Source organism: Pseudomonas sp. ACN8 (genome assembly GCF_002303925.1).
Lineage (GTDB): Bacteria > Pseudomonadota > Gammaproteobacteria > Pseudomonadales > Pseudomonadaceae > Aquipseudomonas.
This window is the reverse complement of record NZ_MRCS01000075.1, coordinates 1-17,621: the sequence shown is the minus strand read 5'-3', so window position 1 is coordinate 17,621 and position 17,621 is coordinate 1. Positions and strand designations below refer to the sequence as shown.

The window sequence follows — 17,621 nt, the reverse complement described above, 5'->3', positions numbered from 1 at the left end:
ACACCGAGCCTTGGCGAGGTGCCGTACGTCGGGGCAAAGCCTTTTGCTTACTTTTCGGCGTTTGGAAAAGTGAGTCGCCGTAAGGGCGAAACCATAAGCCGCCGTTACCGCAGCAACGGATATGTACTCAATCAACCCACGAACCTGGTCGGCCCGAAGGCCGCCAAGTTCAAAAGCCAAGATCAAGCCAAACTCTTGCTGACCACTTCAAACACATCGCTGGACAACTGCCCCGAAGCCCGAATCCGCTCCAGCTCCCCCTTCATCAAAGCCTGACGAGCGCTGTCGTACTTGCGCCAGCGAGTCAAAGGCGCCAACTGCCGAGAAGCAATCTGCGGGTTAAAGCCATTCAACTCGATCACCAGATCCGCCAGGAAGCGATACCCGGAACCGTCGGCGGCATGGAAGTTGATCAGGTTCTGCCCGGCGAACGCACCGACCAGCGCCCGCACCTTGTTCGGGTTCTTGATGTTGAACGCCGGGTGCTGCATCAACGCCTTGGTCCGTGCCAGGCCACCGGGCAACACGCTGCCGGCCTGGACACTGAACCACTGGTCCATGACCAGCGGGTTGTCCTTGAAGTGCTCGGCGAAGCTGGCCAGCGCCTTGGCCTTCTCGGCTTCGAAGGGCGAATTGACCAAAACGGCGAGTGCAGTCAGGCGCTCGGTCATGTTGTCGCACGCGTCGAACTGCTCCAGGGTCGCCGCCAATACTTCCGGCTTGCCGCTGAGCATCAGGTAGGACAGCGCGATGTTCTGCAAGGCACGACGGGCAAAGTGCTCGGCTTCGGCCACGTACGGCGTCTGCTTCGACAAATCGCGGTTAGCCTGATAACGCAGCCACAGGCCTTCGAACAATGCGTCCGCCAGTTGCTTGCGGGCAAACTCGCGGGCGACATGGATCGCCTCGACGTCCGCCACTTCGCTGATCTCGGTCAGGTACGCCTCGCTCGGCAGCGAGAGCATTTCGGCGACCATGGCCTGATCCAGCGACTCATCCGAGAGCACCGTGCGCAGCGCCGACACCAGACGCTGATCGAGTACCAGCGCTTCACCCTTCTGCTGCTGCTCGATCAACTCCTGCAGCACCTGAACCGACAGTTGCTGGCCGGCATCCCAGCGGTTGAAGCCGTCACTGTCGTGCTGCATCAGGAACATCAACTGATCACGGTTGTACGGGAAGCTCAGCTTCACCGGTGCCGAGAAGCCACGCAGCAACGACGGCAACGGTCGTTCGGCAATGTCGACGAAGGTGAAGGTCTGCTCGGCCTCGGTTACCGAGATCACGCGGGTCGTGCCTTGGGCGGCGGCTTCACCCGCAAGACGCAGGGCAATCTCGCCGCCCTTGCTGTCCAGCAGGCCTAGCTCGACCGGGATCACGAACGGCAGTTTTTCAACCTTGTCCGGGGTTTGCGGGCAGCTCTGGCGGAAGGTCAGGCTGTAGGTTTTCGAGGCTGCATCGTAGGACTCGCTTACCGCCAGACGCGGTGTACCGGCCTGGCTGTACCAGCGCTTGAACTGGGTCAGGTCGACACCGTTGGCATCTTCCATGGCCTTGATGAAGTCATCGCAGGTCACGGCCTGGCCGTCGTGGCGTTCGAAGTACAGGTCGCTGCCTTTGCGGAAGCCGTCGGCGCCGAGCAAAGTGTGGATCATGCCGACCACTTCCGAGCCCTTTTCATACACGGTCAGGGTGTAGAAGTTGGAAATCTCGATGAAGCTGTCCGGGCGCACGGCGTGGGCCATGGGGCCGGCGTCCTCGGCGAACTGGTGGGTGCGCAGGTAGGCCACGTCCTGGATGCGCTTGACCGTGGCCGAGTTCATGTCCGAGGAGAAACCGGCATCGCGGAACACGGTGAAGCCTTCCTTGAGCGACAGCTGGAACCAGTCGCGGCAGGTCACGCGGTTGCCCGACCAGTTGTGGAAGTATTCGTGGGCGACGATCGCCTCGACACGCTGGTGCGCGGCGTCGGTGGCGGTTTCCGCCTTGGCGAGCACGGCGCTGGAGTTGAAGATGTTAAGGCCCTTGTTCTCCATGGCACCCATGTTGAAGTCATTCACGGCGACGATCATGAAGATGTCCAGATCGTACTCGCGACCGTAGACCTCTTCGTCCCAGCGCATGGACTTCTTCAGGCTGTTCATGGCGTGCTGGCACTTGTCGATGTTTTCCGGCTCGACGTAAATGCGCAGCGCCACGTTGCGCTCGCTCATGGTGGTGAAGCTGTCTTCGACGCACCACAGGTCCCCGGCCACCAGCGCGAACAGGTACGCCGGTTTCTTGAACGGGTCTTCCCAGGTCGCCCAGTGCCGGCCCTCTTCACCGGGACCGGAGGCGATCGGGTTGCCATTGGACAGCAGCACCGGATAACTGTGTTGTTCGGCGACGACCGTGGTGGTGAAGGTGCTCATCACGTCCGGGCGGTCGAGGTAATAGGTGATCTTGCGAAAGCCTTCGGCCTCGCACTGGGTGCAGAACATCGTGCCGGACTTGTACAGGCCTTCCAGCGCGGTGTTGGTTTCCGGGTGGATCCGGACACTGGTATCGACCGTGAAGGTGGTGCTGGCCGGATGCAGGGTCAGGTGATTCTCGCTCAACTGATAGTCGGCGGCGCTCAGCTCACGGTCGGCCAAAGTGACCGACAGCAGTTCCAGCTGCTGGCCGTCCAGCACCAGCGGCGGCAGGCCCGGGCCACGCTCGGGGTTGCGGCGCATCACCAGTTGCGCATGGACCAGGCTGTGGTCCTCGTACAACTCGAAGGTCAGGTGTGTTTCGTCGATCAGGTACTCGGGTGCCTGATAGTCCTTGAGGTAGATCATCTTCGGTTGTTCGGTGCGCATGCTGGAGTCCTTACTGATGCACGGCGAGCTGGTAAGCCGTGTATTTACGAATGTTGATCACGCCGGTATCGAAGATCAGGTATTGGCCCTTGACCCCCATCAGCGTGCCTTCGGCAATCGGGTTCTTGTCCAGGTTGAAGCTGACGATCTTCGCCGGGTACTGCTCGACCGGGTAGCGGATTTCCAGCGGTTCGACGTCGGTCACCGGCTGGATCGCCTGCAAGCCAAATCGCTGCTGCAACCCGAGCAAGCCTTCGGCGCAGCTGTCGAACAGTCGATCGCGGACTTCGGTCAGGTTCACCGCCGCTGCATCGCCCTTGAGTAAAGCACGCCAGTTGGTCTTGTCGGCCACCTGACTGCGGAACAGGTCTTCAACGAAACCGGACTGCTGGCGGGTCGAGACGCGCATGATCGGCAACGCCTGGCTCGCACCCTGGTCGAGCCAGCGGGTCGGTAACTGGGTGGCGCGGGTAATCCCGACTTTCACCCCCGACGAGTTGGCCAGGTACACCACGTGATCGGTCATGCAGAACTTCTCGCCCCACTCGGGTTCCCGGCAGGTTCCGGCCTCGAAGTGGCAGCGCTCCGGGCTCATGATGCACACGTCGCACTGGGCCAGTCTGGTCATGCACGGGTAGCAGTAACCCTGGCTGAAACTGGTCTTGGTCTTGCGCCCGCAATGGGTGCAGTGGATCGCCCCCAGGTATTCCAGGCGCACCGTGGTACCGATCAACGGATTGACCGGGACCTCGGTTTCGCCCAGACGAAATGCGTATTGCACATTCGGCCCGTCCAGGCGCGCCGACATTTTGCTGATTGCACCGCGGCCAATCTCGATCAATGGATGGCATCCGACTTGAACAGGATATTGGGCACTTGAATCGACTTCGAGCTGCATTCCTGCGGGCCCATGTAACCGGTGCGCTGGTCCTCGGGCAGGTTCTGGATTTCCCAGGCGATCATCGCCTGCAGCGACAGCTCGCGTTGTTCGGCGGTGAGCTTGCCACCGTCGGACCATTTGCCGATTTCCACGGCCAGTTTCAGGCTCTCGTAGATATCGGGGGTGATGTTGTTGATCATTTCGTTAAAAGAGGACATTGGGTCTCCGTCTCTTTATTGCATGTTCTTAAATTAGGCGGCCAGTTTACGGCGGTTATACAAACCGCCCAACAAACCGGTGAAGCATCCGATGAGTAACCCGCTGACGTGGGCCGCGTTGGCGATCTCGCCGAAGCCGATCATCGAGACCAGCCCGGACAGGCACAGCAGCAACCACACCAGCATCATCACCAGCACGCCGCGCGGCAGGCGATAAGCCGGGTTCGGCGCCAGCAGCTGGAAGATCCAGCAATGCCCGAGCAGGCCGTACAGCACGCCGGACAAACCGCCGAACAGGGTCGGCCCGCTGAACAGATACTGGGCGAAGTTGGACACCAGGCTGAACAGCAAGGTCAGGCCGATCAGGTTGATACTGCCCTGGCGCGACTCGATGCGCCGCCCCAGTTCCCAGTACCACATGCCGTTCATCGCCAGGTGCAGGATGCCGAAGTGGATCAGCATCGGCGTGACCAGGCGCCACCACTGCCCCGCCGCCAGGCTGTCGGCCAGTGGCGTGAAGTGGATGTATTCGCCGACCACGCGGAATTCGAGGAAGGTCAGCCAGCGCATCGTTTCAAGGTTGTCGCCCAGCAAGGTGACCGCGCCGACGATCATGCTCAGCAGCAATACCAGCGCGGTAGCCCTGGCGTATTTCAACTGCTCGACGAACCCCGGACGCTTGATGGTTTGCGCCAGCGGAATGTCCAGTTGCCGGTCGGGGTCACCCGCCGGAAAACGTTCGTACAGCGCACGCACGTCTTCGCTGATGTTGTCCGGCACCCACAGCACCTGCTCGCCAGCTTCTTCGCTGACCCGATGGGGCACTTGCATGCGCTTGAGCAAAGTGACGAACCCGCTCAAGTCCACCGCCAGGGGCAGACGCAATACCGCTACAGCACTCATTGCAGCACCTCCGGCCGCTCGACATCGACCCAGACGAATTTTTGCGGATCCAGGCGGGTTTCCTGATCCAGTCGGTAGGCAACCAGTTTGCCGTAGAGCACCGCGCTGTAATCCAGACAGGCCAGGTTCGGCCGGATCGGCGCCGGCTTGCCGCTGCGCCAGTAATGGCCGACGAACAACAGCGGCTCATCGATGCCGTAGCGCAGCAAACTGTTCTTTTCGGTGGACGTCAGCGGCGTCCGGGCCACGGGTTCGGGCAGTGCATCCGGCTGGAACACGATATCGCCGTAGGTTTTCGGATCGTCTTCCCAGAACTTGGTCCGGAAGAACGAACGCACCAGGCCATCGCCGCTGGTCATGGTCAGGCCATGGGGCAAGCGCATGTCCGTGCCACGCAGCAGCCGGTCGAATACGGTGCAGGCAAAGGAGCCCGCCTGCGCCGACGCCTGGACAAAATGCTCGTCGACGCAGCCGTTGGGGAACAACGCCCGCAGCGGCTCGATCAGGCCGGCGTCCCAGCAGGCGTGGACCACGCGAAAACGCCCGGCATCGACGAACAACGGCAGCTCGTAGAACCATTGCTGGAAGTCGTGCCAGTCACCCGGATGGTGTTCGAACTGGGTCAGGGTTTCGTGCAGCAGGCGGGCATGGCGCGGCGTGTGCTCGCGCACGAACTGCTTGCCGCTGCCGGGCAGCGCCGGCGTGCTCCAGCCCAGTGCGTTGAATTCATGGTTGCCCATGATGCACAGCGCCTGACCGGCCTCGACCATGTCGTGGACGATATGCAGTGCCTCGCGAATCCGCGGGCCGCGGTCGATGATATCGCCGACGAACACCGCCATGCGCGAGGCATGCCGCCAGACACCTCCCTGCTTGTGATAACCGAGTCGGTCGAGCAAGTGCTCCAGGGTCAAGGCGCAACCGTGCACGTCACCGATCAGGTCGTAGCTACGCGCGGGATCGAGCATCAGTCGCCTCCACCCCCCAACTTGCTGCCCCAGCCGAGTTTGGTCCGGCAGACTTCATAGTAGTTGTGGTCAAGCGGATGGATCAGCCGCAGTTTCTGGGCTTTCTTGCTGACGGTAATGGTGTCCCCCGGCGCGCAGGTAAAGTGGTTCTGCCCGTCGCACGAGACTTGCGGGTAAATCTGCATATCCTTGGACACGACGATTTTCAGCTCACTGTTGCCATCGACCACGATGGGTCTACCCGACAAGGTATGGGGGTACATCGGCACAATCACAATAGCGTCGAGCTTTGGATGCATGATCGGTCCGCCAGCGGACAGCGCGTAGGCGGTGGAACCGGTCGGCGTCGCGACGATCAGGCCGTCGGCCTTTTGGCTGCAGACGAACTGGCCGTCGATGTACAGCTCGAACTCGATCATTCGCGTGGATTTGCCGGGGTGCAGCACCACATCGTTCAGTGCGTCGCCCTGGCCGATGGCCTCGCCGTGGCGACGGACTTCGGCCTGCAACAGGAAGCGGTTTTCCACCAGATAGTGGCCGTCCAGCACTTCGGCGACCTTGGTTTCCAGCTCATCGGGACGGATGTCGGTGAGGAAACCCAGGCTGCCGCGGTTGATGCCGAGCACCGGAATATTGTGCCTGGCCAATGCCCGGGCGGCACCGAGCAGGCTGCCGTCACCACCGACCACGATGACCATGTCGCACACTTCGCCAAGCATCTTGCGCGACGAGGTTTGCAAGCCGTGCCCTGGCAGCACTTCGGCGATGGTGTCTTCGAGGATCACGTGCAGGTGACGATCGAGCAGAAACCGTTTCAGTCGGCGGACGGTATCCAGCACCTGGGAACTGCCCAGGCGACCGATGATGCCGATATTGCGAAATTGCTCCATGGGGCTCCTGCGGGGATCTGCGTGGCGGCGAAAACCACGATTATGGGCGAAAGCCGCCCGTAGACAAAATCCTTTCAGCTTCAAGGGTGTGCCCGGGTTTCGGGCTATGCTCGCAAGATGATGCTATTTCCCGATTTGCTCCACCTGCCCCATCAGTTACGCCATCCCGAAGTGCGTGACCTGGCGTGGGTCATCCTCGCGCCGCCCATGCTGGACGATACCCCGTGGCCGCAGCGCCACCCGCTGGCCGGCAGCGACTGGGTGCAGGCACCGGATCGCCTGGAGCACTGGTTGCGGCAACTGGATCGGGACAGTTATGGTCTGCTGCACTGGCTGGCCCAGGCCCGGACCCGGCGCCTGGGTTTGTACTACGAACGCCTCTGGCAATTCGCCGTGCAGCATGCGCCGGGCATTGAGCTGATTGCCGCCAACATGCCGATTCGCCGCGAGGGGCACACCCTGGGTGAACTGGACATGCTGCTGCGCGACCGCGACGGCGTGCATCACCTGGAACTGGCGATCAAGCTCTACCTCGGCCCGCAATCCGGCGACGGACACGACACCGCCCAGTGGCTGGGCCCCGGCTGCCACGACCGACTCGACCGCAAACTGGCGCATCTGAGCCAGCATCAATTGCCGATTTCAGCTCGCGCCGAGAGCCGTGAAGTGCTGGCGGCGCTGGATATCCAGGCGTTCAGCGCCCATTTATGGCTGGGGGGATACTTGCTGTACCCATGGCCCGGACAAGCCGCCCCACCATCGGGTGCCCATCCGCAACATTTGCGCGGTCGCTGGTTGCATCAAAAGGATTGGCCGGCGTTGTTGGCCCAGAGCCCGCCCGGCCGCTGGCAACCCCTGCCCCGCCACGCCTGGCTGGCGCCGGCGCATTATTCGGCCGAGCACACCTGGAACCCCGGACAGATGCAGGCATGGCTGGATGACCTGGACCCATTGGCGCCGGCACAACTGCTGGTGCGCCTGACGGAAAATGCCAATGGCGACTGGGAAGAGGCCGAGCGATTGTTTCTGGTGTCGGACCTTTGGCCCAATGTGCCGGGTAATGCCTGAGTTCTGCTGTGTCTGAGCCGGCCTCATCGCGAGCCGGCTCGCTCCCACAATGGGTCCCAGCCGAACACAAATCTTGTATCCACTGAAGATCCCTGTGGGAGCGAGCCTGCTCGCGAAGGGGCCAGCCCGGCCTAAAGAGATAACCGCCCAGCGCCTGGCAGGACAATACGCTGATCAATGACCATCAAACCTTCTTGTGCTGCTCAACCCATTGCCCATAGGCATTGATGAAATTTTGCAGGAACGGCTTGACCGACTCAGAAAGCTTGCCCGCCTCGTCGAATGCCGAACCGGCGTTCCCCAGATAGGCCTCCGGCTGCTGCATCATCGGCACATTCAGAAACACCATGGATTGACGCAGGTTGTGATTGGCACCGAACCCGCCGACGGCCCCCGGCGAAACACTGATAACGGCGCCAGGCTTGCCATTCCACGAACTCTTGCCATAAGGGCGAGAACCGACGTCAATCGCATTTTTCAACGGTGCCGGCACCGATCGGTTGTATTCCGGGGTCACGAACAACACCGCGTCGGATGAGCTCACCTGTTGTCGGAAAGTGCTGTAGGCTGCCGGCGGTGAAGCGCCATCGATGTCTTCGTTATAGAGCGGCAGATCGCCAATTTCGACGATGTCGAGCTTGAGATTGGCCGGCGCCAGTTCTATCAGGGCCCGTGCGACCTTGCGGTTGATCGATTCCTTTCTCAAGCTGCCGACCACGACGGCGATCGTATAGACGTTGCTCATAAGAGTTTCTCGACTGTCCGATAGGAAGAGCTTGTAGTTATAGATGACGATTCAAGCAGCGGGCGACCGAAAACACCGTCCCTGACTATTTTTTTCCCGTAGGAAAACTTACCTCGCCCATGCACGGTCTACAGTGCCGCAAATTGAGTGATTTATCTCCAGAGGTTCTAAACAGATGGCAGCAGTACTCGTCGGTCAGTTCCATGCAAGAGATGCGCAAGGCCGTATTTATTCGGTGCACGAGTTCCAGGACTCCACACCGGCGGTAGACGGCTCAGGCCCTGTCACCACCTACAAGCTGGCCATTGGCGACCGTGTCAACAAGGTCGACGACAATGAATTCATGCTGGTGCAAACCGGCGTGACCATTACCCGCGAACCGCAAACCGCCAGCGTTTCATAACCCGTCGTTATGAGCAGAAGTCATATGCGCGGACTTGGGGTAGGATTCAGCCACTGACTCCTCCACCTGCTGAACATGGACTTCACGCATGCGCTTACGCCATATCGAAGTGATCCAGGCGCTCTTGCAGACCGGTCACCTGGGCACCGCCGCCGAATGGCTGCAGTTGCCGGTGGCCGAAGTCGAGCACTTGCTGCGCGACGCCGAGGATCAGTTGGGTTTCATGCTGTTCGCCAGCGTGCGCGGACGATTGCAGGCTACCCGCGAAGCGCGGGACTTGCAGGTGGAAATTGCCCGGGTCTACGATGCGCTCGAACCGGTGCAGCGTCTGGCCAACAGCCTCAGGCAATACCTGGCGCCGCCGCTGCGCATCATCTGCACCCCGCCTCTGGCCAACCAATTGTTGCCACACAGCATCGCGGCCCTGCGCCGGCGCCTGCCCGATGCGCCTTGCACACTGCTGAGCCAGCCCACCCGCGACATCGTCAGAAGCCTGCTGCTGCGTGAAAGCGATCTGGGCCTGAGCCTGCATGACCCCGATCACGCCGACCTCGACTGCCAGGTGATTGCCCAGGGCAAACTCCAGTTGCTCGCGCCCCATGGCTGGCTGCAACCGAAACAGAAATACATTTCACTGCAGGATCTGGCCGGCCAATCGATGATCGGCCTGGAGGGGCACGATCCGTTGAGCCCGGCGCTGGAAAACAAATTGCACGGCTTGCACCCTGCCCCGGTGATTCAAACCCGGGTCCAGACGCATCAGATGATGCGCAGCATGGTCGAGGCCGGCGAAGGGCTGGCCATCGTCGACCCCTTCACCGCCCTCGGCGCCAAAGCCTCGGGCCTGGACGCCTGCCCACTGGCACCAGCGGTCCCGATCAGCCTTTACGCCCTGACCCTGAAAAACGCCGAACCCTCTGCGGCGGTTCAGGCACTGTTGGCCATCGTCACGGAACAAGCCGCGGCGATGCTGACGAACTGAACGGGTTTTCCAGCGGGTTTTCAAACAGTCGATACCAGAACAGCGCCACTTCGGCGGTGTTCGGATCGATGCCGCGATAGCGCAGGTGGTCGATCCCGCCAAGCACGTAACCGCAGCGTTCATAGAGCCGGCAGGCCCCCAGGTTGTTGTTCTGGGTTTCGAGCATGATGCCCGGAAGCTTTTTCTTGCGGCTCCAGAAATGTGCCACATCCAGCAGGGACTTGGCCACGCCATGTCGCCGGCCAGGTGCGTGCACCGCCAGCTCGTCGATATGGGCAAAGCCGTTCCAGTTGGTACTGACTACCAGGTGTCCCACAGGCTGGTCATCCAGATACGCCATGAAAATCGCACTGTCGGCGGCATCGCGAAAGCTGCTGAACTCTTCGGGATCGATGCCGTAGCACTTGCGATAGGGCGTGATCGGAGTGACCGGCCATTGTGCCACTGGCTTGCCTATTTCCGCCGCTCCGTAGGCCGCGACCTCGAAACTGAAATCACTGCCCCAGATGTAGGCGGCAAAACCCTCGTCGGCAACCCGTACCGACAACCCTGGGAAATTCGGATTTATAACCGGCTGCATACTGGGAAAGGTCCTCATTCCTTGATGCAATCGACGGTGTAGCACCGCCCACTGCCCTGATCTTCATGTTGCAATCCGTGCACATCAGCAACGAACCCCGGAAAACTGCTATCGAACGTGCGGGCAAATGCCAGGTAATCAATGATCGAGCGAGTCGACTCGGTAAAACGCTCGCCCGGCATGATCAGCGGAATGCCGGGTGGATACGGCACCAGCATCACCGCGGCGATCCGCCCGTCCAGCGCATCGATCGACACGGCCTCGACTTCACCTCGCACCAATTGATCATAGGCGTCCGCCGGCTTCATCGCGACTTCCGGCAGTACGGTGTACATGCGTTTGAGGTGCCTGGCGGTGGCATTGCTGCGATAACAGGCATGCAACTGATCGCACAGATCACGCAGACCCATGCCCTGATAGCGCGCGACATTCTCTTGGGCCACGCAGGGCAGGCAACTGGCCAGACCGACGTTGGCGTCGTAACTGCGCTTGAACTCCAGCAACTCGGTGAGCAGCGTGCTCCACTTGCCCTTGGTGATGCCCATGGAGAACAGCACCAGGAACGAATACAGCCCGGTCTTCTCGACCACCAGGCCGCGCTCCCAAAGGAACTTGCTGACCACCGCCGCCGGGATCCCGCGCTCGCTGAGGGCGCCACCGGCCGTCAATCCCGGCATCACCAGCGTGACCTTGATCGGGTCGAGCAGCACATAATCGTCGGTCACGCCGCCAAAGCCGTGCCAGTCGGCATCGGGTTGCAGCAACCAGTCCTCGGTGACGACCCGCTCGATGCCTTCTGCCGACGGTGGCTGCCAGATCGAAAACCACCAGTCATCGGCGGCAATGTGTTGGCGCAAATTGGCCAGCGCCCGGCGAAAACTCAGGGCCTCGTCGAACATTTCCTGCAACAGCGAACGCCCGGCTGGCCCTTCCATCATCGCCGAAGCCACATCCAGCGAGGCGATGATGCCGTACTGCGGCGAGGTCGAGATGTGCATCATGAACGCTTCGTTGAAGCGATCCCGGTCCAGTTGCCGCGCACCGCCATCGCGCACGTGAATCATCGATGCCTGGCTGAAGGCCGCCAGCAACTTGTGGGTCGAATGGGTGGTGAACACCAACGGGCTGTCTTCATCACGGGACGTGCCCATGCCGTAGCGCCCGGCAAAGAACTCATGAAACGCCGCATAGGCGTACCAGGCCTCGTCGAAGTGCAATACCTCAACGCTATTGCCCAGTTGCTGCCTGATCAGCTCGGCGTTGTAGCAGAGGCCGTCATAGGTCGAATTGGTCACCACCGCGAGCTTGACCTTCGGTGAACGGCCCTTGGTCAGCGGACTGGCGTCGATCTTGGCCTGGATCGATTCGCGGCTGAACTCACTCAGGGGAATCGGGCCGATGATCCCCAGCTCATTACGCTCCGGACACAGGTACAACGGGATCGCGCCGGTCATGATGATCGAGTGCAGCACCGACTTATGGCAATTGCGATCCACCAGCACCAGGTCATCGCGGGCAACCACCGAGTGCCAGACAATCTTGTTGGCCGTGGAGGTGCCATTGATCACGAAAAAGGTGTGATCGGCGCCGAAATTGCGTGCCGCGCGGGCCTCCGCTTCAGCCAGGGGGCCGGTGTGATCGAGCAAGGAGCCGAGCTCGGGCACCGACACCGAAAGATCCGAGCGCAGGGTGTTTTCCCCGAAAAACTGGTGAAACGCCTGCCCGACCGGACTTTTGTGATACGCCACGCCACCACCGTGACCGGGGGTGTGCCAGGAGTAGTTGGAGTCCGCCGTGTGCTGCACCAGCGCCTTGAAAAACGGCGGCAGCAGGCCATCGAGGTATTTGCGCGCGGCACGGGCCACCTGCCGGGCGAGAAAAGGCACGGTGTCCTCGAACAGGTAAAGAATGCCGCGCAACTGATTGAGCTCGGCCATGGCGTCGGCGGGCGCGTTTTCCAGGGTCACTTTTTCGCCCAGGGCGAAGATCGGCAGATCCGGCGCACGCACCCGCGCCAGACCGATCAGCTCGGCCATGTTTTGTAAAAGATGGGAATGGGAGCTGGCGTCTTCAGAGGCAATCAACATGCAGGACAAGCCATGGTAAGTCGACGCCACCAGACGTCCTTCGGTGTAGTCCACCGCCGAGACCACGCTGAACCCTTCCTGCTCCAGCTCCCGGGCAATTCCCCGCACACGGTCGCCGGCGACGCTGTCGGCCTTGATGTCGCGATGGACAATCAGGACCGGGAATTTCAAGTCTTTGTACATGAGGCTCAGTGTCCCGAGGCGGCAGACCAGAGCCTGCCAATCACCTCAGGGTAGAGTGTTGCAGCGGATGTGGCGAGCGGGATGCCCTGAAATGGGTCACAATGTGTCCCTTTTTTTGAAAGGGTCAAGCCTGCGCTTCAGCCTCGGCCAACTGCACCCACAACGCCGGAGCACCCGCGGATTTGCCGATGATTTCCAGGCGCGCCGCGTGGCGGGCCAGGTCGTCTTCGCTGGCGCGGATGATGCGCGTCGGCTGGCGGCCCGCCGGCAAACGGCGAATCTCGGTGGCCGAGTTGTCCGCCCCTTCACCGGAGCCATTACCATCGGAGGCGTTGCCGGCCAGGGACAGGCTGGTCTGGCCGCCGGTCATGGTCAGGTAAACGTCGGCGAGAATCTCGGAGTCGAGCAAGGCGCCGTGCAGCTCACGGCCGGAGTTGTCGACGCCATAGCGTTTGCACAGGGCATCGAGGCTGTTGCGCTGCCCCGGGTGACGTTCCCGGGCCATCATCAGGGTGTCGAGGATCGAGCAGTGCTGCGTGATGTCCGCGCGGTCCTGCTGGCCCATCAGGGCGAATTCGTTGTTGATGAAGCCAACGTCGAACGCCGCGTTATGGATGATCAGCTGCGCGCCCTTGATGAACTCGAAGAACTCTTCGGCCACCTCGGCAAAACGCGGCTTGCCCACGAGGAATTCGTTGGTGATGCCGTGGACGCCGATGGCGCCCTCGTCACTTTCGCGATCGGGTTGCAGGTACACGTGAAAGTGCCGGCCCGTCAGGCGTCGGCCGATCAACTCGACACAACCGATTTCGATAATCCGGTGGCCGTCGGTCACCGGCATGCCGGTGGTTTCGGTGTCGAGTACAACGGATCTGGTGGCCATCAGTGCTCAGCTCTCAATCGGTCAATCGTGCAAAAGCGGCGATGTTAACACGCTCGCCGGGGTCTTTCAGTCAGACCGTGTGACGTCCATCGCGAGCAGGCTCGCTCCAACAGTTGATCTCCATATGCCGAAGATCCCTTGTGGGAGCGAGCCTGCTCGCGATGGGCCGCGACTCGGTGTATCGGTTGAACGGAATCAGCCCTGCTTGTACCCGCGCACTTCATCGACGCCACGGTTGGCCAACTGGTCGGCCCGTTCGTTGCCGTGATGGCCAATGTGTCCGCGCACCCATTTCCAGGTGACCTTGTGGCGGTTGACCTGCTCGTCGAGCAGCTTCCACAGGTCAGCGTTTTTCACCGGCTCCTTCGCCGCGGTTTTCCAGCCGCGCTTCTTCCAGTTGTCCATCCACTCGTTGATGCCTTTCATCACGTACTGGGAGTCGGTCACCAGCAGCACCTCGCAGGGACGCTTGAGCTCTTCCAGGCCACGGATCGCGCCCATCAGTTCCATGCGGTTGTTGGTGGTATTGGCCTCGCCGCCCCACAGTTCCTTTTCGACGCCCTTGCACACCAGCAGTGCGCCCCAGCCGCCAGGGCCAGGGTTGCCTTTGCAGGCGCCGTCGGTGAACAGTTCTACGCTATCGCTCATGCCAATCTATCCAGAAAATGCGTTGGCCCGCCGATCGCTGACCGACGACGCCCGAAGCCGGGACAGGCCCGGCCGCAAATGAAAAGTGTGTATTACGGTTCGATGTTGCGCCGGTTGACCTTGGCCATCGGCAACGGGATCAGCTTGCCCATCGGTTCGCGCCGCTCCTGGCGAAGCGGACGCAAGCCCACCACGATCTTGCGCGCCACCAATAAATAGAAGCCGCCGCCCGACAATTGCCAGTCTCCGGCCTTGCGCTCCCAACCGGCCAGGCGGGTCTGCCACGCCGGTGACGCAAGCGGCGGACGATAGCACCCGAAGCGGCGTTTCTCCAGCGCGAAGCCCAGCAGGTTAAGCCAGTCCGCGACCCGTGACGGCGAAATACAGCGCGCCTTGCGCAGTGCATCCTGGGCAAACACATGCCGCAGGCCCCAACTGCTCCAGGGGTTGATGCCGATGATCAGCAAATGCCCGCCAGGACGTACGCTGCTGGCCGCCTCGCGAAGCAGACCGTGGGGTGACAGACAGAAATCCAGGCCATGCTGCAGCACCACCACATCGGCGGCATGTTCGCTCAGCGGCCAGGCCTGTTCCTCGCAAACGATCTCGACCCCCGGCAACGGCGCGCCAAGGCGCACATTGCGCTGCACCTGGGGAGCCGACGGCGGGGTCTGGGCCGAGGGGCCGTAATGCACCAGATAGCCACCAAAGAACCGTCCGAGCTCGTCTTCGAGCATGCGCCGCTCTTCGTCCAGCAAAAATTGCCCGATGGGACCGGCCAGCCACTCGCGGGCGGCGCTGATCAACGCCAGCCAGTCAGGATCGGCTTGTGCGAACGCTTTATCAGTCATTGCATTCTCCAACGCGCCAGGAAGTTCTAAGATGCGCCAATGTTTTCCGCTTGGCGAATCCGACGATGATACAGATCACTGCCCTGCCCGCCTTCACCGACAACTACATCTGGTTATTACAAGATCACGGCAGCAAGCGCTGCGCGGTCGTCGACCCGGGTGATGCCGCCCCCGTGCAAGCCTGGCTCGGTGCCAATCCGGGCTGGGTACTGAGTGATATTTTGATCACTCATCACCATCATGACCACGTCGGCGGCGTCGAACAGCTGAAAAAAGCGACGGACGCGAAAGTCTATGGTCCGGCCAGCGAAACGATCCCGGGGCGGGACGTTGCGCTCAAGGACAACGACAAGGTCAGCGTGCTCGGCTGGGATTTCGACGTCATCGCGGTCCCGGGTCACACCTTGGGGCACATCGCCTACTACCATCACGGCTTGCTGTTCTGCGGTGACACACTGTTTGCCGCCGGCTGCGGACGCTTGTTCGAAGGCACCCCACAGCAAATGTACAGCTCGCTGACACGCCTGGCCGGCTTGCCGGATGACACGCTGGTGTACTGCACCCACGAGTACACCCTCAGCAACCTGAAGTTCGCCGCGGCCGTCGAACCGAACAACCCGGACACCGCCGAACGCTTGGCCAAAGTCACCCGCCAACGGGATTCCGGGATCATGACGCTGCCCTCGACACTGGCGCTGGAAAAGCTCACAAACCCGTTTTTGCGCTCCGGTGAAACATCCGTTAAAGAAAAAGCGGACGAACGGACCGGCACCGATAACTCGGCGCCCGATATGGTTTTTGCTGCGCTTCGAGCGTGGAAAGACAGGTTCTAAAGGGGTCTCTCAAGATTGCAACAATTCTGAAAGGTTGACCGCGCAGGGTGCGCTTTCTAGAATCGCCCGACATTTTTGCCCGGAACTTACTTCCAGCCAATGTCGTCACCTATTCGCAAAGCCATCAGTTCAGACGCATTGACCCGCTTGGCTCAAGCCATAGCGGTGGCTGTGTCCGCCACCCTGGCGGGCTGTTCCAGCCATGCGCCGCAGACCGATGCGGCGCACGCGCAGAACATCGCCGCGCGCGCCAAGCAGAAGCCGATCTGGCTCAGCGAAAAACCCAGCCCGCAAATCCCCCAGGACGTCTGGGAGCGCATGCGCCAGGGCTTCCAGCTGCAGGACGGGCTGGGCGTCAACCCGCGCATCGAGCAACAGCGCCTGTGGTTCGCCAGCAATCCATCTTTCCTCGAAAACGCCGGCGAACGTGGCAGCCTCTACATTCACTACATCGTCGAGCGCCTTGAAGAACGCAACATGCCGCTGGAACTGGCCCTGCTGCCAGTGATTGAAAGTGCCTACAACCCGATGGCCTATTCCCGGGCCAACGCGGTGGGTCTTTGGCAGTTCATCCCGTCCACCGGGCGTTACTTCAACCTGCGTCAAACCCGTTTCTATGATGGCCGCCGCGACATCACCGCGTCGACCACCGCCGCGCTGGATTACCTGACCCGCCTGCACGACATGTTCAACGGCGACTGGATGCTGGCCCTGGCGGCCTACAACGCCGGCGAAGGCACCGTCAGCCGGGCCATCGAGCGCAACGAACGCCTCGGCCTGCCGACCGATTACTGGAACCTGCCACTGCCCTCAGAAACCCAGGCCTACGTGCCAAAGTTGCTGGCACTGTCGCAGGTGGTAATGGCGCCGGAAGCCTACGGCGTGAACCTCAACCCGATCGCCAACGAACCGTATTTCCAGGTCGTCGAAATCAATCAGCGCATGGACCTGTCCAAGGTTGCTGAAGTCGCCAACATCGACGAAGACGAACTGTTCCAGCTCAACCCGGCTTTCAAGCAGCGCACCACCACCCTTGATGGCCCGCAGCACCTGCTGGTCCCGACCTCCAAGGCGCAACTGCTGACCAGCAGCCTGCAGACCATGCGTCCTGAAGAACTGATCAGCAAGAAATCGCTCAAGCCGGTCTTCGAAGGTGCCGACGACACCCAGGTCGCCAGCGTCAAGCGCGCCTACCGGGTCAAGCGGGGCGACAACCTCGGTTCCATCGCCAAGGCCAACAACGTCGACGTGAAGGACCTGCAACGCTGGAACAAACTGAGCGGCAAGAATCTCAAGGCCGGTCAGACCCTGGTCATGCAGGACACCGGCAAACGCAGTTCCGGGCGCGTCAACACCGTAATCGCAGCCAATGCGAAGAAGCAGCAGACCAAGTACAAGGTCCAGCAAGGCGACTCGCTGTACATCGTGGCCAAGCGCTTCAACGTTGAGATGCAGCACCTCAAGCGCTGGAACCCGCGTGTCGGCCAGGCACTGAAGCCTGGCCAGATGTTGACGGTGGCCAATCCGCATTAAAAACAGCCCCTGAATCCAGGGGCTTTTTTATGCCTTCACAGTTTTGTGGGCAGCACAAAAACCTGTGGGAGCGAGCCTGCTCGCGATGACGGCGTGTCAGTCGCCATCAATGCAAACTGATAAGCC

At 61.3% G+C, this 17,621-nt stretch carries 17 protein-coding genes and 1 pseudogene; 5 read left to right on the top strand and 13 right to left on the bottom strand.

Annotation, left to right across the window (positions count from 1 at the left end; all coding sequences use genetic code 11):
* The 7 genes and pseudogenes from BSF44_RS30550 to BSF44_RS27790 all read right to left on the bottom strand — a co-directional run.
* Positions 1-186 (bottom strand): annotated as a pseudogene (locus BSF44_RS30550) (hypothetical protein); the annotation flags it as partial.
* Complete coding sequence (pepN, locus tag BSF44_RS27815; RefSeq protein WP_095946214.1) at positions 183-2,840, bottom strand: aminopeptidase N; 2,658 nt, start codon at positions 2,838-2,840, stop codon at positions 183-185. The gene pepN and the pseudogene BSF44_RS30550, both read right to left, overlap by 4 nt.
* Positions 2,841-2,850: 10 nt before the next feature.
* The gene (locus BSF44_RS27810; protein WP_095946213.1) at positions 2,851-3,681 is read right to left on the bottom strand and encodes a DUF2797 domain-containing protein; all 831 of its coding nucleotides are present in this window, start codon (positions 3,679-3,681) and stop codon (positions 2,851-2,853) included.
* Positions 3,678-3,938 carry a YeaC family protein gene (locus BSF44_RS27805; RefSeq protein ID WP_056727623.1) on the bottom strand — a complete coding sequence of 87 codons (261 nt, stop codon included), beginning with the start codon at positions 3,936-3,938 and terminating at the stop codon, positions 3,678-3,680. Before BSF44_RS27805 ends, BSF44_RS27810 begins: the two co-directional genes overlap by 4 nt.
* A gap of 33 nt (positions 3,939-3,971) precedes the next feature.
* On the bottom strand, positions 3,972-4,841 hold the full coding sequence (locus BSF44_RS27800; RefSeq protein WP_095946212.1) for a rhomboid family intramembrane serine protease: 870 nt from the start codon (positions 4,839-4,841) through the stop codon (positions 3,972-3,974).
* Entirely contained in the window at positions 4,838-5,809 is a 972-nt protein-coding gene (locus tag BSF44_RS27795) for a metallophosphoesterase (RefSeq protein ID WP_095946211.1), read from the bottom strand. Before BSF44_RS27795 ends, BSF44_RS27800 begins: the two co-directional genes overlap by 4 nt.
* Positions 5,809-6,699: an NAD(+) kinase gene (locus BSF44_RS27790; RefSeq protein ID WP_057398469.1), complete on the bottom strand. Its 891-nt coding sequence runs from the start codon at positions 6,697-6,699 to the stop codon at positions 5,809-5,811. The genes BSF44_RS27795 and BSF44_RS27790 overlap by 1 nt, the downstream gene beginning before the upstream one ends.
* A 117-nt stretch (positions 6,700-6,816) precedes the next feature.
* Here BSF44_RS27790 and BSF44_RS27785 point away from each other — a divergent pair, with 117 nt between their 5' ends.
* On the top strand, positions 6,817-7,767 hold the full coding sequence (locus tag BSF44_RS27785) for a DUF1853 family protein (protein WP_095946210.1): 951 nt from the start codon (positions 6,817-6,819) through the stop codon (positions 7,765-7,767).
* 184 nt (positions 7,768-7,951) lie between these two features.
* Here BSF44_RS27785 and BSF44_RS27780 read toward each other — a convergent pair whose 3' ends face one another.
* On the bottom strand, positions 7,952-8,512 hold the full coding sequence (locus tag BSF44_RS27780) for an NADPH-dependent FMN reductase (RefSeq protein ID WP_095946209.1): 561 nt from the start codon (positions 8,510-8,512) through the stop codon (positions 7,952-7,954).
* Between the two features lie 175 nt (positions 8,513-8,687).
* On the opposite strand from BSF44_RS27780, the gene BSF44_RS27775 reads away from it, so the two are divergent.
* Positions 8,688-8,915, top strand: a complete 228-nt coding sequence (locus BSF44_RS27775) for a hypothetical protein (RefSeq protein WP_095946208.1) — start codon at positions 8,688-8,690, stop codon at positions 8,913-8,915.
* A gap of 88 nt (positions 8,916-9,003) precedes the next feature.
* On the top strand, positions 9,004-9,897 hold the full coding sequence (locus BSF44_RS27770; protein WP_095946207.1) for a LysR substrate-binding domain-containing protein: 894 nt from the start codon (positions 9,004-9,006) through the stop codon (positions 9,895-9,897).
* On the opposite strand, the gene BSF44_RS27765 is transcribed toward BSF44_RS27770, so the two are convergent.
* The 5 genes from BSF44_RS27765 to BSF44_RS27745 form a co-directional block, all read right to left on the bottom strand.
* Complete coding sequence (locus tag BSF44_RS27765; protein ID WP_095946206.1) at positions 9,863-10,477, bottom strand: GNAT family N-acetyltransferase; 615 nt, start codon at positions 10,475-10,477, stop codon at positions 9,863-9,865. The genes BSF44_RS27770 and BSF44_RS27765 overlap by 35 nt on opposite strands.
* A gap of 14 nt (positions 10,478-10,491) precedes the next feature.
* Positions 10,492-12,747 carry an arginine/lysine/ornithine decarboxylase gene (locus BSF44_RS27760; protein WP_095946205.1) on the bottom strand — a complete coding sequence of 752 codons (2,256 nt, stop codon included), beginning with the start codon at positions 12,745-12,747 and terminating at the stop codon, positions 10,492-10,494.
* 124 nt (positions 12,748-12,871) lie between these two features.
* On the bottom strand, positions 12,872-13,630 hold the full coding sequence (gene dnaQ / locus BSF44_RS27755) for a DNA polymerase III subunit epsilon (RefSeq protein WP_095946204.1): 759 nt from the start codon (positions 13,628-13,630) through the stop codon (positions 12,872-12,874).
* 195 nt (positions 13,631-13,825) lie between these two features.
* The gene (rnhA, locus tag BSF44_RS27750; protein ID WP_007979123.1) at positions 13,826-14,278 is read right to left on the bottom strand and encodes a ribonuclease HI; all 453 of its coding nucleotides are present in this window, start codon (positions 14,276-14,278) and stop codon (positions 13,826-13,828) included.
* A 92-nt stretch (positions 14,279-14,370) separates the two neighbouring features.
* Positions 14,371-15,129 (bottom strand): class I SAM-dependent methyltransferase, encoded by a 759-nt coding sequence (locus tag BSF44_RS27745; protein ID WP_095946203.1) that lies wholly within the window; start codon positions 15,127-15,129, stop codon positions 14,371-14,373.
* Between the two features lie 65 nt (positions 15,130-15,194).
* On the opposite strand from BSF44_RS27745, the gene gloB reads away from it, so the two are divergent.
* Both gloB and BSF44_RS27735 read left to right on the top strand, forming a co-directional pair.
* Entirely contained in the window at positions 15,195-15,962 is a 768-nt protein-coding gene (gene gloB, locus BSF44_RS27740; RefSeq protein ID WP_095946202.1) for a hydroxyacylglutathione hydrolase, read from the top strand.
* Between the two features lie 99 nt (positions 15,963-16,061).
* Entirely contained in the window at positions 16,062-17,495 is a 1,434-nt protein-coding gene (locus BSF44_RS27735) for a transglycosylase SLT domain-containing protein (protein ID WP_095946201.1), read from the top strand.
* The last annotated feature ends 126 nt before the right edge of the window (positions 17,496-17,621 follow it).

What these genes read in the sequence shown, in the direction of transcription:
- BSF44_RS27775 (WP_095946208.1), top strand. Translation starts at nt 8,688, where the DNA reads ATGGCAGCAGTACTCGTCGGTCAGTTCCATGCAAGAGATGCGCAAGGC.
- BSF44_RS27785 (WP_095946210.1), top strand. Translation starts at nt 6,817, where the DNA reads ATGATGCTATTTCCCGATTTGCTCCACCTGCCCCATCAGTTACGCCAT.
- BSF44_RS27800 (WP_095946212.1), bottom strand. Translation starts at nt 4,841, where the DNA reads ATGAGTGCTGTAGCGGTATTGCGTCTGCCCCTGGCGGTGGACTTGAGC.
- BSF44_RS27805 (WP_056727623.1), bottom strand. Translation starts at nt 3,938, where the DNA reads ATGTCCTCTTTTAACGAAATGATCAACAACATCACCCCCGATATCTAC.
- rnhA (WP_007979123.1), bottom strand. Translation starts at nt 14,278, where the DNA reads ATGAGCGATAGCGTAGAACTGTTCACCGACGGCGCCTGCAAAGGCAAC.
- BSF44_RS27735 (WP_095946201.1), top strand. Translation starts at nt 16,062, where the DNA reads ATGTCGTCACCTATTCGCAAAGCCATCAGTTCAGACGCATTGACCCGC.
- BSF44_RS27765 (WP_095946206.1), bottom strand. Translation starts at nt 10,477, where the DNA reads ATGCAGCCGGTTATAAATCCGAATTTCCCAGGGTTGTCGGTACGGGTT.
- dnaQ (WP_095946204.1), bottom strand. Translation starts at nt 13,630, where the DNA reads ATGGCCACCAGATCCGTTGTACTCGACACCGAAACCACCGGCATGCCG.
- BSF44_RS27745 (WP_095946203.1), bottom strand. Translation starts at nt 15,129, where the DNA reads ATGACTGATAAAGCGTTCGCACAAGCCGATCCTGACTGGCTGGCGTTG.
- BSF44_RS27790 (WP_057398469.1), bottom strand. Translation starts at nt 6,699, where the DNA reads ATGGAGCAATTTCGCAATATCGGCATCATCGGTCGCCTGGGCAGTTCC.
- gloB (WP_095946202.1), top strand. Translation starts at nt 15,195, where the DNA reads ATGATACAGATCACTGCCCTGCCCGCCTTCACCGACAACTACATCTGG.
- BSF44_RS27770 (WP_095946207.1), top strand. Translation starts at nt 9,004, where the DNA reads ATGCGCTTACGCCATATCGAAGTGATCCAGGCGCTCTTGCAGACCGGT.
- BSF44_RS27780 (WP_095946209.1), bottom strand. Translation starts at nt 8,512, where the DNA reads ATGAGCAACGTCTATACGATCGCCGTCGTGGTCGGCAGCTTGAGAAAG.
- pepN (WP_095946214.1), bottom strand. Translation starts at nt 2,840, where the DNA reads ATGCGCACCGAACAACCGAAGATGATCTACCTCAAGGACTATCAGGCA.
- BSF44_RS27795 (WP_095946211.1), bottom strand. Translation starts at nt 5,809, where the DNA reads ATGCTCGATCCCGCGCGTAGCTACGACCTGATCGGTGACGTGCACGGT.
- BSF44_RS27760 (WP_095946205.1), bottom strand. Translation starts at nt 12,747, where the DNA reads ATGTACAAAGACTTGAAATTCCCGGTCCTGATTGTCCATCGCGACATC.